Raw genomic sequence first — 14,477 nt, forward strand, 5'->3', positions numbered from 1 at the left:
GCTGGTGTCGGCGACCGCAAGCGGGTATCCGAACATATCTACGAATACCCTACCCGGTCGCCGGTGCGCAGGAGCTCAGCGACGCGGCGCCCGCGACGTCCGGGTGGACCGGGCCGTGGCCTCGGCGGCGGCCCACGCCCGCTGGGCGGCCGTCAGCCCGCTGGATCCCCCGCTGACCCCGGCGGAGGCCTGCGCGCCGGGGGCTGCCCCCCGCCAGCCGTGGGTGATGGCCAAGGCGGCCGCGTCCGCGGCGTCGGCGGGTTTCGGCGGCTCGTCCAGGCGCAGGATCTTGGCGACCATCTTGCCGACGGCTGCCTTGTTGGCCTGGCCGCTGCCGGTGACGGCGGCCTTGACCTCGGTGGGCGTGTGCAGGGCCACCGGGATGCCCCGCCGCGCGGCGGCGACGATGACGATGCCCGAGGCCTGGGCGGTGCCCATCACGGTGCTGACGTTCAATTGGCTGAAGACGCGTTCGACGGCGAGCACGTCCGGGCGGTGCAGGTCCAGCCAGGTGTCGATGCCCTCGGCGATGGCCAGCAGCCGCTGGTCCAGCGGGGTGTCGGGCGTGGTGCCGACCACGGTGACGTCGACCAGCGAGGCCCTGCGGTTGGGTTCGACGTCGACCACGGCCAGGCCGCAGCGGGTCAGTCCCGGGTCGACGCCGACCACGCGCAATGTCATGGTGGTGCTAGTCGTCCGCTTCGAGCTCGGCCATGACCTCGGCGGAGAGGTCCGCGTTGGAGTAGACGTTCTGCACGTCGTCGAGTTCCTCGAGCGCGTCGGTGAGTTTGAGGAACTTGCGGGCGGCGTCGGCGTCGAGGTCCACGTGCATCGAGGGGACGAACTCGACCTCGTCGGACTCGTAGTCGATTCCGGCCTCCTCCAGTGCCTTGACCACGGCGCGCAGGTCGGTGGGCTCGGAGTGGATCTCGAAGCTGTCGCCCGACTCCTTGACCTCGTCGGCACCGGCCTCGAGGACCGCCATGAGCACGTCGTCCTCGGTGAGGTCCTTCTTGGGCAGGTACACGACACCCTTGCGGGCGAAGAGGTACGCGACCGAGCCGGGGTCGGCGACGGTGCCGCCGCTGCGGGTGATGGCCAGGCGGACCTCGGAGGCCGCACGGTTCTTGTTGTCCGTCAGGCACTCGACCAGCAGTGCCGAACCCTGAGGGCCGCGCGCCTCGTAGATGATCTCGGCGTAGTCGATGACCTCGCCGGTGAGCCCGGCACCGCGCTTGACGGCCCGATCGATGTTGTCGTTAGGTACGGAGGTCTTCTTCGCCTTGGAGACGGCGACTTCCAGGGCCGGGTTACCGGCCAGGTCGGCGCCGCCGGCACGGGCGGCGACCTCGATGTTCTTGATGAGCTTGGCGAACGACTTGGCGCGCCGCGAGTCGATGACGGCCTTCTTGTGCTTGGTCGTTGCCCATTTGGAGTGGCCTGACATGCTTACGCTTCTCCCTTGATCAGCTGGATGAAAAGTTCATGGATCCGGCGCTCCCCCGTGACCTCCGGGTGGAAGGAGGTGGCCAGCAGCGATCCCGAACGTACTGCAACGATTCTACTGTCCGTTGCCGAATCCGTGCCGTGCGGCCCGCTGGGGACCTGTACGGAGGCCAGGACCTGGACGTCGTCACCGACGCTTTCCACCCAGGGGGCTCGGATGAACACGGCGTGCACCGGGTCCGCCGGGGCATCGGCCGGAACCCCGGCCGGGCGCGGCAGCGACTCGAGTCCGGCGAAGTCCAGGTCGGTCTCGAACGACTCGACCTGCCGGCCGAAGGCGTTGCGACGCACGGTCATGTCGATGCCCCCGAAGCTCTGCTGGGCCACACCCGCCCCGTCCGTGGCGGGGTCCACGATGCGGTCGGCCAGCAGGATCAGCCCGGCGCAGGATCCGTACACCGGGAACCCGTCGGCAATGCGCGCCTTCAACGGGGCGGCCACCCCGAACATGCGGGCCAGCTTGTCGATGGTGGTCGATTCGCCGCCCGGCAGGACCAACCCGTCCAGGCCGTCGAGTTCCTGCGGGCGCCGGACCGGGACGGCCTTCGCCCCGCACGCCTGGAGCGCGGCCACGTGTTCGCGCACGTCGCCCTGCAGGGCCAGGACACCAACTGTGAGCATGCACAACCGCCTCTTCCGGCACCGGCCGGAGATGGGGCCGCACGGCATGCGGCCGAAGAATGGGGACGATCCAGCATAGTTCGGCGCGGGGCAACGCCGCGCGGGCGGCGACACGCTCCGTCTCATGGCCGGCTCGCCCTTTCCGCCGCGCCGGCAGGATCAGCGAGGGGTGGGACGCCACGGCAGGGCGCCGTCGTCGTCCGCGCCCAGGGCGGTGAGCGTGGAGCGGGTGCGTTCCAGGGATGCGGCATCGCCGCCGGCCGTGGTGCAGGGCGTCTTCGCGGGCAGCGCGCACCAGCGCACCGGATCTTGGGCCATGATGTGGGCCGCCCAGCGCGGCGGGGAGGCCTTCCAGCCCTCCGCGGTGCGGGTGAAGTCCAGTTTCAGGCTCACACCCTCGCGGTTCACCGCCAGGTCGGTCGCGTGGGCGGCGACGCTGTTGCCCAGGCCATAGGCGATCCAGACGCCGTCGTGCTTCTCCATCGGCAGCACCGAGTGGGTGTGGTGGGAGTAGACGAAGTCGAAGACCCCGCTGCCGGCCAGGGTGCGGGCGGTGGAGCGCTGATTGGTGGTGGGACGGCTGGAATACTCCTGGCCGGCATGGAACCCGGCGAGGACGACGTCGGCGCCCGCCTTCCGGGCCGCCTTCGCCTGGGCGATCATCCGGTCGGTGTCGATGAGGTCGACCCTCCAGGGCGTGTCGGCCTGCAGCCCGTTGAGACCGTAGGTGGCGGTGATGATCCCGATGCGCGCTCCCCCGGCGTCCAGGATCAATGGCCGGGCCGCCTCCGCCGCACTGCGGTAGGTCCCGGTGTGGCGCAGACCTGCGTCGTCGAGCGCGTCGAGGGTGCGTTCGAGCCCGGCCGTCCCGCCGTCGATCGCATGGTTGGTGGCGGTGGTGCAGGCGTCGTAGCCGGTGGACCCCAGGGCCGGCAGGATCTGCGGGGGGACCACGAAGGAGGGGTAGCCGCTGAACGGCCCGTCGGGCGTGCCGACCGGGGTCTCCAGGGAGCAGACCGCCAGATCCGCGTCGTCCAGGTAGGGTTCCAATCCCGAGAGCAGCGGCCGGAAGTCCGGGTCCTTCGCCGTTCCGTCGGCCCGCGCCTGCTCCCACAGCGGCGGATGCAGCAGCACATCCCCGGTGACGGCGACGGACACCTGTTGCGGGGCGGCCGGGGTGGAGCCCGCGGCTCCGGGGGCTGTGGCGGCCGGGGTTGACGAGCCGGGGGCCGGCGAAGGGTGACGCGTTGGCCCCGCCGTCGAAACGGTGGACGTCGGGGCGTCCGCGGGCGTGCACCCGGCGAGCAGCAGGGCCGCCGCGCAGACGACGGCCACGCCGCCCACAGGCCGGAACCAGCGGTCTGGGGCCGATGGGCGCCGGCTCCGGGAGCGGGTTGGGGCGGCGGCGATCGTCATGCCTCGATGGTATGCGTCGCGCCGGGCCGGAGGGTGTGAAAAGCTGCCTTCATGACCAATCCCCTGTTGACGACGAGTCCGCTGCCGTTCGAGATGCCCGCCTTCGACACGTTGACGGCCCAGGACTACGTCGACGCGGTCCGGCACGGCATCGCCGAGCAGCTCACGGCCATCGACGCGATCACGTCCTCGTCCGGGGAGCCGACCTTCGCCAACACCACGGAGGCCTTCGAGGTCAGCGGCGAAACACTGCGCCGGGCGATCATGGCGTTCTCGAACGTCAAGCCCTCCCACGGCACACCCGACATCCTCGACGCCGACGGGCAGATCCAGGCGTTGCTGACCGAACATGGCGACACCGTGCACCTCGATGCCGGTCTGAACGCGCGGTTGGAGACGGTCGGTTCCGCCGGAGGCCTCGACGGCGAGCAGGCACGGCTCAGCACGGAGACCCTGAAGGCCTTCCGCCGTGCCGGAGCCGGCCTCGACGCGGCCGGAAAGGCCCGATTGCGCGAACTCAACGCCGAGATCTCCGCACTGTCCACCCGGTACTCCACCGCGCTGCTCGCCGGGATGAACGATGCTGCGGTGCTGTTCGGGGACGCCGCGGACCTGGCGGGGCTCTCCGAGGCGGAGACCGCCTCCGCCGCCCGCGCCGCAACCCAGGCAGGGCACGACGGCGGCTACCTCCTCACGCTGGTCCTGCCCACCCACCAGCCGGCACTGGCACGCCTGGAAAACGCGGATTCGCGCCGGAGCCTCTTCGAGGCCTCCACCGGGCGGGGGCAGGACGCGGCACACCCCACCCTTGACCTGGCATCGTCCATGGCCCGCTTGCGCGCCGAGCGGGCCGGCCTGCTCGGATATCCGAACCATGCGGCCTACGTCCTGGAGACGCAGACGGCCCCGTCCCTGGATGCCGTCAGGGAACGCCTCGCTGCACTGGTGCCTCCGGCGCTGGCCAACGCGCGTACCGAAGCGGACGTCATGGCCGAGGTGGCCGGACACGCGGTGGAGCCGTGGGACCGCGCCTACTATTCCGCGCGGGTGCAACGCGAGCGCTACGCAGTCGATGCCGCGGCGCTGAAGCCCTGGTTCGAACTGGACCGGGTCATCCACGAGGGGGTCTTCGCGGCAGCGACCCGGCTGTACGGCATCGGTTTCACCGAACGGCACGACCTGCCGGTCTACCACCCGGACGCCCGCATCTGGGAGGTCGCCGACGCCGATGGCAGCACCCTGGGCCTGTTCCTCGGCGACTACTTCGCCCGGCCGACCAAGGCGGGTGGCGCGTGGATGAACAGCATCCGGGTGGGCGCCTCGCTGTTCGGGGAGCTGCCCGTGGTCACCAACAACCTCAACATCCCGGCCCCCGCCGACGGCCAACCGGCGTTGCTCACCCTCGACGAGGTGCGTACGCTGTTCCACGAGTTCGGACACGCGCTGCACGGCCTCTTCGCGGACGGGATCTACCCCTCGTTGGCCGGAACGGCCGTCCCCCGCGACTTCGTGGAATACCCCTCCCAAGTCAACGAGATGTGGCAGTTCGACGAGGAACTGATCGCCGCCTACGCCCGGCATGTGGACACCGGTGAGGCCCTGCCCGACGGCGCGTTGGAACGGATCCACGCCGCCGAGCTGTGGGGCGAGGGGTTTGGGACCACCGAGTACCTCGCTGCAGCAGTCCTGGACCTGGCCTGGCATTCACTCGCCGCCGGGGAGGATCCGGGCGATCCGCTGGCCTTCGAGGACCGCGTCCTGCGCGAGGCCGGCTTCGCCCCCGAAGTGGTTCCCCCGCGCTACCGCACCGGCTATTTCAAGCACATCTTCGACGGCGGATACTCTGCCGGGTACTACTCCTACATCTGGAGCGAAGTACTCGACGCCGACACGGTGGAATGGTTCGCGGAGAACGGCGGCGGGACCCGGGCGAACGGCGACCGGTTCCGTGCCGGGCTGCTCGCCCGCGGCAACACCCGCGACCCCCTGACGTCGTACGAGGACTTCCGGGGTCGACCGGCACGGCTCCAGCCCCTGCTCGTACGCCGCGGGCTCGACGCGGCCGCCCGGTGACGACCATTGCCGGCGCGCAAGCCGCCTTTGCCGATTGGCACCGATCGCTCGCCGCGGCGACCGGTGGCCGCGAGTTCACCACCCATGGTTGCCAGTGGGTGTGGCAGCCCGCCAGGGAGCGCCTGGTGCTGCTCTTCCCCTCCCGTCCGGAAGCAGCGGGCCTGCGCCCGGGATTGGCCGAAGGCACCCGACTCGGCGCCCGCGAGGTCCATGTCTGGCTTAACGCCGCCGCACGTGACACCGATCTGGCGGACCTGGGCTTCCGCGATGCCCCGCCGGTGTTCTGGCATGCAGGCGGCTTCGACGACGTCGCCGAGGCCGTTCGCCAACGACGGGACTGGGACGGTGACGTCCAGCTGACGCCCGATCTTCCCGAAGCCACCGGTTCCGACCGAGACGAACTCGCCATCGTGGATCCCGGGCACATCGAGCATGCCGTGGCGCGCACCCCCAGCGGCGACCTGGCGGGGCGGGGTCTGGCCTACCGGCACGATGGGGGCGACGTGTCCGTTCATGAGCTGGCCGTGGGGCCGTCCTCGCGGCGGCGGGGCGCTGGCACCGCCTTGTTGGCTGCCTTGGCCAAGCCGCTCGGGTCCCTCGGCGGCCCGGATCAGCTGCTGGCCGCCTCGACACCCGGCGCGTCCGCCTTCTTCCGGGCGAACGGGATGGATCTGGTCGGCAAGGGCCGGCACCTGGTCCAGTAGCACCGGCGGCACGGGCGATCGGGCCGGGAGCTCCTCGACGTTGATCCCGTGGTCCAAACCTGACGCATTTGTCTGACATAGGTAGTACAATTGGTGCATGCGAACGATCACCAAGCGCGAGCTCAATCAGCAGACCGCAGCCGTCCTCGACCAGGTCACCGACACTGACGACGTCGTCGTGACCGAAAGAGGCAAGCCGCGCTGGCGAGTCACGACCGCCCGGGAATCGGACACGACGCTGGCACGGCTGGAACGCGAGGGACGGTACACATCACCGTCATCGGAGCCTGCGCCATGGCCGACCGCACCCGGCGGGCCCACGTACACGGCGGATGAGGCAGATGCACTGATCGACGAGATGCGTGGCGATCACTGACCCGTGCCCGGTCCCCTGTTCTATCTCGATTCCTCGGTGGCCCTCCGCACGATCCTGGACGTGCCCGAGCGTGAACGGTTGCAGTCCTGGATGCAGGAGGCCGGGTTGATCGTCTCGTCCCGTCTCCTGCGCACGGAGGTGGTTCGCGTTCTCCGGCGCGACGACAGGCCCCTCAGCGACGGAACGCCGCTCCTCGACCGCGTTGGCCTGCTCGAGGTCAGCCGCGAGACCCACACTGTCGCCGAATCCATTGAGCGACACGTCAAGACCCTTGACGCCCTGCACCTGGCCACGGCGCTGCTCATCGGAGAGCCGGTCACGGTGGCGACACACGACAAGACCATGAAGATCGTCGCTGGGCATCTGGGCCTCAACGTCACCGACCCCGTCCAGTCGCCCTCTCGCTGAAGCTCGGTACGGTGGTCCTCGGTTGACGAATGCCGAGCTTGAGCCGCCGATGGGATGAAATCAGGCAACCCCGTTGCCACTGTGGGCCGACACAAACGAGGATGTCCCCAGCTCAAAGAAGCTCGGGACATCCTCGTTCGTGGCCGCAGCTGAAGCACTCGAGTTCAGGGTGACCTCTTGCAACGGGTCTTCAGAGTGCGCTCAAGGGCCGCAAACATGCTGTCGCCCAAGGTCGACGACACGGGTCCAACACAGCCGGAACCGTGTGCGCCAACATCACGCTCACCCACTTTCCGCTGAAATCCGGCGCGAAACCGATTCAGCGGGCCCGTCTTACCAGCCGCGCTCGGAGAGCCGGTGGGGTTCCGGGAGCTCCTCGACGTTGATGCCGTGGTCCAAAGTGGACTGATCTTGCGCCTGGAACGTGAACAAGGCTCTTGGGTTTGGGACCCGAACAAAACGTCATTCACACGCATGGGCTCCAGGGTTGGCTCGCCACTAGATGCTCATTGACCGAGTCAACCTGTAGCCACCGTCGCGGTCCGTGTATACGGTCCATGGATGCGAGCCGACAATATCGACGGCCCAGACAGCCATGGACGCGACGACGTGGATCTCCATTGCCCGGGGTGTGGTACCGAGCTCCCGGACTTAGTGAGACGAGAAAGCTCGTCTCCAATCCCGGAGGAACGGCCAACAGAGGACGAATGCTGGAAGGCGTTCTGGACCTGCATGGCCCAGAGCTGGGTCTCGCTTCCGCACGAAACCCAGCTCATATGTATAGCCGGCGCGGAGGCCAAGCGTATGAACCTTCTCTGGTCGGATTAAGCAGCCAGACGCAACCGGGTCACGGACTGAACGAACCGTGGTCGGGTCAAGGAACCGTTGGCGTGGGGCTCATTGTCGGCGACAGACTGACTCCTGCAGCGGCGCACAGGTCGTGGTAGCCGAAGTACTCGTCGTCTCCTTCGTCGATCGCTTTAGTCCTCAGTCTTGAGGCGAGTTCACGCCACGCTTCAGAATGCGCCTCGGATCGGGGACATGCGGTGTGGATATCAACCAGGATCCTCTGCGCATCCCCCGCCAGTCGAATCTGGTCGTTCCGGTTCGCCAGGATTAGCCCGCCAAGCGACCGGACGTCAGCGTCGCTGAGAGAAGGCGAACATGAAAGCAGCAAACGAAGGTTTTGCTCCGCTCCTCGGTAGCTTGCGGACCCCGCCACCATCTTCAGCGCCGCCGGAACAAAAAGCTGGTGATCCGATGCCGAGGCGATGGCTACTCGCGCCTGCTCGGGTGTCATGCGGTCGACCAGCGATTGTTGGAGTACTGCGATTTCGGGATCGAGCGCGAGTCCCGAAGAGAGGAGATGGTCCTCGAGCAGCTGCTCGACATTGCGATCCGACATTAGTCCTAGCAGGCGCGCGCGTGCCGTCTGGGGAAACACTTCCCAAAAGGCAGCTGTACGCCCGAAGGCCCGAAGCGACGTCGCAAGGTCGTTATCCCCAAGAACGCCGGCACGCTCCCAGTTCTCATAGACACTTGCAATCGATTCCTTATGCAGTTTGGGGAAGGCATCAGCCAAACGCCCACAGCTGTTGCACACCGATCCGCGACACGAATTTGTTGTTCTGGAGGCCGAATGCTGCCCTTCACGAGCACCTTCATCAGATTCCTGCGCACGCTCTCTCGAGCGTGGCTGAAATACCGCTCCTCGAGATATTCGCGGATCCGGTTTGCCTCGGAAGGCCACGCATCGCCGAGCAACTCCTGGTTCAGTGTGGTGACCACACGCTTTCCAGCGAGAGGAGGCTGCGACAGCGAGGCGTCAATGGCCGTGGCGATGTGGACGCGTACAAGCTCGACGGAAGGAACCCACAGCTCGTCATCTGTCACGAACGCAGGATGGGCGCAACGACTTCGATCCTCATAGAGACGCTCGAACTCGTGAACTTCGCGTTCGCTGAGCATCGCAAGGCCTGTTCCGGCAAGTTCAAGGATCCCTCGTTCGAAATTCTGCACGCCAGCAACGGAATTTGTCTCGACCGCATGGTCCAGTTTCCGAATCGCCTCATTGGCTACCCCATCACCCGCATCTGCCAGATGCCGGATCTTGACAGTGAGATCGGCCAACACGGCGATCCACGTTGCTACTACGGAAGATCTCAAGGCACCTGCGTTGTACGCACGAATTGCTTCCTTGATTAGAACCCGAGATCGCCGATCTCAGACTTCGTTCTGCAACCCCTCGAGGTCCCTCATTTGCACTCCATGCGTTGGCAGGTGATGCGGGCTCGCTCACCAATCAGTGTCGCTTCCACTCCCAGCATTAGTGCCATTGAACGAGAGGTCAAACGTATGTCTTGACTCTGGACTTTTTGTATTCGCCTTAGACAGTCCGCCGATAGAGCTCGACGAGCTGTCGGACATTTCGGAGCTATAGCGCAAACTCCAAATTCGACTACGTGCCCCCGACGTAGGGTCATCCGGACAAGGGATCATCCGCGCCGACCGACTCGAGGCTAACGACGCAGCCCAGCGGCAGCCCGGATTGCGACGAGGAAGGGGCCATCCTCCCCGCGCGTCTCCGCGTCCAGCTCATCGAACGGGAGTATCGAGTCGTGGCCAGGATCTGTGCGGAGCGTCCAAGCCGACCATGCGTCGTGCACATCCGATGCCTGCGTATTGACGCCCTTGGCGCGCAGGAGCACCGCATACATCAGGAAGAGATCGGCGGCGTCGTCTGGCACTTCGGTACCTTCCGGGAGGCAATCTTTGATCAAATCAGCGTCGCGCTCCAGGTAGGTGCTCAAGAGACCACCCTGCTCAAGAGGAGCGCGACATACAACAGGCCGAAGACGATCGGCACGAGGCGCTCGATCCCGCCGAGCTGTTTGAGTCCGGACTTCACTCTGTCCGCCCTGCCTGCGGGCGGGCTGTCGCCCACGAGCGCGACCCACTCATCCTTGAACACCTTGACAGGCAAGTGCTCGTCCTCGATCCGATTGATGACGACGAACTTTGCTTCGCTGAGTCGGCGGTAATTCTGGAGGAGGAACCACCAGCACACCGCCACCACGACGCCCGCGGCGCAAACCGCGACGGACGGCAAAACGGATCCCATGGCCTCGGTGCGCAGCCCGACTACGGCCACGAGAGCCGTGTTGATGGTGAGGAAGAAGGCGTTGGCGACGGCGCGCCGCGCCGACATCCTGTCCGCCATCTCGACGGCAAGCCTGTACGCCTCCATCACCCGCGGGTCAGGCGACTTCCCCTTCACCGCGCGCCGCCGACTAGCGACTTTAAGTTGTCCCAGGTCCACTTGTATAGCTTGTCGTTGGGCTTCGCCGTGTTCGGCATCGTCGAGCCGTCAATGTAGCCGGCCAGCAGGAAGTAGGGGACGCCCTCCTCCTGCGCGATGGCGAACTCTATCGCCACGCCGGTCGCCGAACTCATTTCCTTGCCGCAGAGCACAATGACAAGGCCGCTAGCCCTTATCTGCCGTCGCGCCCTGCCTTCCCAGTCGCTGGAAGGCTCCTTGAGGGACCAGTCATGGATCTCGAAGCGCGAGTCGGGATTCTTAGACTGTCCAACCAGCAGGTCCTTGAGCCTGGCGTCATTGTCGTAGTCGAAGCTGATAAATGCACGCTGCACCATGGGACACTCCCGGTCTCGTTCGCCCGGGCGTTCCCGGTTCAGGACCATTCTGCCAGCGGGCACCGACACTATGATTGCACGCCTCAGCCTAGGGGCCTCTGATCCGACAAGAACGCTCGTCGGCGCGCAATATCTAGCCGGCCGCGGTTATCGCCGCTCGAATCGGCGGGGCCGCCCCAGCGGGACTGACACGTCGATCGAGACGCCCAGGATCGAAAGCCGCACAGGAATTTCGGGCCGCTCATCGCCGCCCAGTTCTCGAATATCGGTGTCAATCAGCGGTGCATCCACCGCAACCTCGACAGGTCCGTTCGTGATCACACTGAATGACCACCGAGATCCCCGTTTCAGTAACATAGGCTCGATACCTATGACCGCTAGATCCGCCGGGGAACCAATCTCCGGAGATGTGAGACGCGGGCTTCCATCAACCCGGGTCAGTCCGAAGAACGTCTGACTGAAGCGCACCGTGATTGGCCTGCCTCCGTCGAAATGAGTGGACGCCAAGTCTCGAGGTCCAGAATTCCTAAACTCGACGCTCACGAGGTACGGAAGGTCAACGGCAATATCGCGGTATCTGACTTCCAGCAACCCAGGACGCACGTCTTCGGGAAGAATCGGGTCGGCTCGAACGAAAAAGTCTAGAAGCGCCCGGCGATTGCCCCACCGCCTAGTCGCCCACACCGCGACGGGGACGGCAACGATCGCCACAGCTATCGCCACCCACCCCAGCCAATTGAACATATGGATCTCCTCTCATCATCGATCTCTGAGGAGGCAAGTCCTCATGCGCTCTTCCGGTAAGTCGTATTGAACACGACCTCGGCGAGCCACCGCTTGAAACTGCCGTTGTCCTGGAATTCCTTGAAGAGCTGGGTGTCATCGGCGATGAGTCGCAACATGACCTGGCTGAGGGCGCGATCGCTTTCCACGCGGGCGTTCACGGGGTCGTCGTTTGCCTGCGCATTCTTGTAGGCCTCGTCTTCTGCGACGAGCTTTGGGATCTCTTCGGTGATGAATCGCTCGACTCGGTCGGCGTCGTTCCAGTCAATATTGCCGAAATGATCGTTGAAGCTCCGCACGATCGCCGAGAGCTTCTCGAGTTCCGGGTCCGCACGGTGCCCTCCACCGGCGGCCGGAACCGGGTCAAGGGTGCCATCTTCGTCATCAAGAACGATCTTAATCGCGGTGTGCTTCTCAGCCCGGTAAGACTCTAAGTCGATGTTCGCCAGGATACCCGCAGCGAGGTCTTCCTCCTTCGGAGCCGGCAGCTTCGGCACTAGGTGATCGAGGAAAATCAAACGCTTCTCCCACTCGCTACTTCCGTAAGGAAGGACGCTGGACAGGAAGTTGTAGGTGCGCAGGAACGCCTTCGCATGGCCTTTGAACATCACCTGGTCGTCTTCATCGGGGAGCTCGATATACTCTGCGACGCTAGTATCCAGCAGCGGGTCGAGCCGGTCACGAATCTCCCCCGCCAGGTAGCGGGTGACGAACTCGTCCACTTGCTCAGGCGTGTAGATGCCGAACGTGTCAAGGGCGTTGATCAGATCATGCAGCTTATTCGCGTCGGTCTCTTCTGCCAACACCGTGGTGCGGTAATAGGGTTCAAACGCGCGTTGGATTTCGTCGGCGTCGTTAGCGAAGTCGAGCACGAACGTGTCGTGCTTGGCGGGATGGGCCCGATTTAGCCTAGATAGCGTTTGCACAGCCAACACCCCCGAAAGCGTCTTGTCGACGTACATCGTGTGCAGGAGCGGCTCGTCGTAGCCCGTCTGGAACTTATTCGCGACAACAAGAATCCGGTACGGATCGGTCTTCACTTTCTCAGCAATCGCATTGGAGGCGAAGCCGTTCAAGCTCGCCTCGGTAACCTTGAAGCCTTTGTAATCGTGCTCGCCGGAGAACGCGACGACTACCTGGTACGGGCTCTTGCGCGCAGCGAGCGCCTCACGGATCGCGTGGAAGTACTCGATGCACCGAGCGATCGACGAGGTCACGACCATAGCCCGCGCCTGGCCGCCGATCTTGCGCTTCGTGACCACCTGGGCGAGGAAGTGCTCGACCATGATGTCGGTCTTCTGCGCGATCGCATGCTCGTTGCCCTCGACGTAGGCACGCAACTTCTTCGAGGCGCGCTTCGCGTCGAACTCTGGATCATCCTCGACGGTTTTCATCAGCTTGTAGTAGCTGCCGACGGGTGTGTAGTTGGCGAGGACATCGACGATGAAGGCCTCTTGGATCGCCTGCTTCATGGTGTACGAGTGGAACGGCCGGAAGCCCGTGCCACCTTCAGCGTTGGGTACTGGCTCACCGAACATCTCGAGCGTCTTGTTCTTCGGCGTCGCGGTGAAGGCGAAATAACTCGCGTTCGACAACAATTTCTTGCCCTCGATGATCCGGTTGATCTGGTCCTCGACACTGTCCTCCTCGTCGGCCTCAACGCCAGCGAGCGCACGCGAGACGGCCGCTGAGGACTTCGACCCCTGGGAAGAGTGCGCCTCGTCGATGACGATGGCGAACCTACGGTCGCGGTGGTCCGCTCCGATGTCATCCAGGATGAATGGGAATTTCTGCACCGTGGTGACGATGATCTTTTTGCCCGCCGTGATTGCCCGCCGAAGATCTCCGGACCGGTCGGCATGGACCACGGTCGACCCCACTTGCAGGAACGACTTGATGGTCTGCGTGAGCTGGCTATCAAGGATGATGCGGTCGGTGACGACAATGATCGAGTCGAACGCGATTCGACCGGCATGTGTGGCCTCGGTGAGCTGGTGAGTCAGCCAGGCGATCGAGTTCGACTTCCCGCTCCCGGCGGAATGCTGAATGAGATACTTCCGACCAGCACCATTCGCCTCGACATCGGACAAGAGTTGGCGCACGACGTCGAGCTGGTGGTACCGGGGGAAGATCGCTTTCAATACCTTTTTGTTGGTCTTCGAGTTCTTTTCGACCACGATCTGCGCGTAGTTCTCGATGATTCCCGCGAGGCTTTGCGGAGAGAGCACCCGCCGCCACAGATAGTCCGTCATGACCCCATCAGGATTCGGCGGATTACCCGCGCCATCGTTGAACCCCTGGTCAAACGGGAGGAACCACGATGAAGTTCCCTTGAGCTCGGTGCAGAACCGTGCGCGCTGATCGTCAAGAGCGAAGTGCGCGATCGTCCGCCCAAACGCAAACAGAGGCTCGCGAGGGTCGCGGTCACGCTGGTACTGCTGCACCGCATCTTCAACTGTCTGGTTCGTGATGTTGTTCTTCAGCTCGAACGTGAACACCGGCAGACCGTTGACGAGCGCCACGAGGTCAACGGCATCGCCGGTGTTGCTGACACTATGGTGCACTTGGCGGGTTACTACAAACCGGTTCGCAGCGAAATGCCCAGCCGCCTTCGGGTTCCCGTCCGCAGGTTTTGGGTAGTACAAGTCAATGTGCTGTCCGTGATGATCGATCCCGTTGCGCAACGCGTGGACCACCCCACGCCGCGTGATTTCTCCCTGTAGCCGGGCGAGGAACTTATGACGTGTGGGATTCTCTGTTGCGAGCCCGAGCGGCTCGACAAGTTCAGGCTGGGTCGATTCGATGAACGCGGCGAAATGTCCGAGATCGAGTGCATAGGAGGCCACGTAGTCGCCAGGCGCGCCCTCGGTCCAGCCGCCTTCGCTCATCTGTTCGACAATGAGCGTTTCCAGGCTCTCCTCATTGAGATGCTGCAT

The 14,477-nt window shown here is 64.9% G+C and carries 15 protein-coding genes; 4 read left to right on the forward strand and 11 right to left on the reverse strand.

The window, feature by feature from the left end; translation table 11 throughout:
* Nucleotides 1-75: 75 nt before the first annotated feature.
* The 4 genes from ruvC to AC1MEQ_RS01615 all read right to left on the reverse strand — a co-directional run bounded on the left by ruvC (nt 76) and on the right by AC1MEQ_RS01615 (nt 3,543).
* Nucleotides 76-681: a crossover junction endodeoxyribonuclease RuvC gene (ruvC, locus tag AC1MEQ_RS01600; RefSeq protein WP_479793364.1), complete on the reverse strand. Its 606-nt coding sequence runs from the start codon at nt 679-681 to the stop codon at nt 76-78.
* Nucleotides 682-688: 7 nt separating this feature from the next.
* Nucleotides 689-1,447, reverse strand: a complete 759-nt coding sequence (locus AC1MEQ_RS01605) for a YebC/PmpR family DNA-binding transcriptional regulator (protein ID WP_479793366.1) — start codon at nt 1,445-1,447, stop codon at nt 689-691.
* Between the two features lie 2 nt (nt 1,448-1,449).
* Nucleotides 1,450-2,127, reverse strand: a complete 678-nt coding sequence (gene pdxT, locus AC1MEQ_RS01610) for a pyridoxal 5'-phosphate synthase glutaminase subunit PdxT (protein WP_479793368.1) — start codon at nt 2,125-2,127, stop codon at nt 1,450-1,452.
* 159 nt (nt 2,128-2,286) lie between these two features.
* A complete protein-coding gene (locus tag AC1MEQ_RS01615) occupies nt 2,287-3,543 on the reverse strand; it encodes a CapA family protein (RefSeq protein ID WP_479793370.1) in 1,257 nt (418 codons plus the stop codon).
* A 51-nt stretch (nt 3,544-3,594) separates the two neighbouring features.
* On the opposite strand from AC1MEQ_RS01615, the gene AC1MEQ_RS01620 reads away from it, so the two are divergent.
* The 4 genes from AC1MEQ_RS01620 to AC1MEQ_RS01635 all read left to right on the forward strand — a co-directional run bounded on the left by AC1MEQ_RS01620 (nt 3,595) and on the right by AC1MEQ_RS01635 (nt 7,104).
* On the forward strand, nt 3,595-5,616 hold the full coding sequence (locus AC1MEQ_RS01620) for a M3 family metallopeptidase (protein WP_479793372.1): 2,022 nt from the start codon (nt 3,595-3,597) through the stop codon (nt 5,614-5,616).
* On the forward strand, nt 5,613-6,320 hold the full coding sequence (locus AC1MEQ_RS01625) for a GNAT family N-acetyltransferase (RefSeq protein ID WP_479793374.1): 708 nt from the start codon (nt 5,613-5,615) through the stop codon (nt 6,318-6,320). The genes AC1MEQ_RS01620 and AC1MEQ_RS01625 overlap by 4 nt, the downstream gene beginning before the upstream one ends.
* Before the next feature lie 97 nt (nt 6,321-6,417).
* Nucleotides 6,418-6,696, forward strand: coding sequence for a type II toxin-antitoxin system prevent-host-death family antitoxin (locus AC1MEQ_RS01630; RefSeq protein ID WP_479793376.1), 279 nt, complete (start codon nt 6,418-6,420; stop codon nt 6,694-6,696).
* A 3-nt stretch (nt 6,697-6,699) separates the two neighbouring features.
* Nucleotides 6,700-7,104, forward strand: a complete 405-nt coding sequence (locus AC1MEQ_RS01635) for a type II toxin-antitoxin system VapC family toxin (RefSeq protein WP_479793378.1) — start codon at nt 6,700-6,702, stop codon at nt 7,102-7,104.
* 874 nt (nt 7,105-7,978) lie between these two features.
* Here AC1MEQ_RS01635 and AC1MEQ_RS01640 read toward each other — a convergent pair.
* The 7 genes from AC1MEQ_RS01640 to AC1MEQ_RS01670 all read right to left on the reverse strand — a co-directional run bounded on the left by AC1MEQ_RS01640 (nt 7,979) and on the right by AC1MEQ_RS01670 (nt 14,477).
* Nucleotides 7,979-8,509, reverse strand: a complete 531-nt coding sequence (locus AC1MEQ_RS01640) for a hypothetical protein (RefSeq protein ID WP_479793380.1) — start codon at nt 8,507-8,509, stop codon at nt 7,979-7,981.
* 5 nt (nt 8,510-8,514) lie between these two features.
* Complete coding sequence (locus tag AC1MEQ_RS01645) at nt 8,515-9,234, reverse strand: hypothetical protein (RefSeq protein WP_479793382.1); 720 nt, start codon at nt 9,232-9,234, stop codon at nt 8,515-8,517.
* A gap of 389 nt (nt 9,235-9,623) precedes the next feature.
* Nucleotides 9,624-9,914 (reverse strand): DUF7701 domain-containing protein, encoded by a 291-nt coding sequence (locus tag AC1MEQ_RS01650; RefSeq protein ID WP_479793384.1) that lies wholly within the window; start codon nt 9,912-9,914, stop codon nt 9,624-9,626.
* Nucleotides 9,911-10,423 (reverse strand): RipA family octameric membrane protein, encoded by a 513-nt coding sequence (locus AC1MEQ_RS01655; protein ID WP_479793386.1) that lies wholly within the window; start codon nt 10,421-10,423, stop codon nt 9,911-9,913. The genes AC1MEQ_RS01650 and AC1MEQ_RS01655 overlap by 4 nt, the downstream gene beginning before the upstream one ends.
* A complete protein-coding gene (locus AC1MEQ_RS01660) occupies nt 10,378-10,758 on the reverse strand; it encodes a TIR domain-containing protein (RefSeq protein ID WP_479793387.1) in 381 nt (126 codons plus the stop codon). The genes AC1MEQ_RS01655 and AC1MEQ_RS01660 overlap by 46 nt, the downstream gene beginning before the upstream one ends.
* Before the next feature lie 147 nt (nt 10,759-10,905).
* A complete protein-coding gene (locus AC1MEQ_RS01665) occupies nt 10,906-11,502 on the reverse strand; it encodes a hypothetical protein (RefSeq protein WP_479793389.1) in 597 nt (198 codons plus the stop codon).
* 41 nt (nt 11,503-11,543) lie between these two features.
* Nucleotides 11,544-14,477, reverse strand: coding sequence for a type I restriction endonuclease subunit R (locus AC1MEQ_RS01670; protein ID WP_479793391.1), 2,934 nt, complete (start codon nt 14,475-14,477; stop codon nt 11,544-11,546).

The sequence above is a fragment of the Arthrobacter sp. ASL1 genome (genome assembly GCF_056680475.1).

What these genes read in the sequence shown, in the direction of transcription:
- ruvC (WP_479793364.1), bottom strand. Translation starts at nt 681, where the DNA reads ATGACATTGCGCGTGGTCGGCGTCGACCCGGGACTGACCCGCTGCGGC.
- AC1MEQ_RS01605 (WP_479793366.1), bottom strand. Translation starts at nt 1,447, where the DNA reads ATGTCAGGCCACTCCAAATGGGCAACGACCAAGCACAAGAAGGCCGTC.
- pdxT (WP_479793368.1), bottom strand. Translation starts at nt 2,127, where the DNA reads ATGCTCACAGTTGGTGTCCTGGCCCTGCAGGGCGACGTGCGCGAACAC.
- AC1MEQ_RS01615 (WP_479793370.1), bottom strand. Translation starts at nt 3,543, where the DNA reads ATGACGATCGCCGCCGCCCCAACCCGCTCCCGGAGCCGGCGCCCATCG.
- AC1MEQ_RS01620 (WP_479793372.1), top strand. Translation starts at nt 3,595, where the DNA reads ATGACCAATCCCCTGTTGACGACGAGTCCGCTGCCGTTCGAGATGCCC.
- AC1MEQ_RS01630 (WP_479793376.1), top strand. Translation starts at nt 6,418, where the DNA reads ATGCGAACGATCACCAAGCGCGAGCTCAATCAGCAGACCGCAGCCGTC.
- AC1MEQ_RS01640 (WP_479793380.1), bottom strand. Translation starts at nt 8,509, where the DNA reads ATGTCGGATCGCAATGTCGAGCAGCTGCTCGAGGACCATCTCCTCTCT.
- AC1MEQ_RS01660 (WP_479793387.1), bottom strand. Translation starts at nt 10,758, where the DNA reads ATGGTGCAGCGTGCATTTATCAGCTTCGACTACGACAATGACGCCAGG.
- AC1MEQ_RS01665 (WP_479793389.1), bottom strand. Translation starts at nt 11,502, where the DNA reads ATGTTCAATTGGCTGGGGTGGGTGGCGATAGCTGTGGCGATCGTTGCC.
- AC1MEQ_RS01670 (WP_479793391.1), bottom strand. Translation starts at nt 14,477, where the DNA reads ATGCAGCATCTCAATGAGGAGAGCCTGGAAACGCTCATTGTCGAACAG.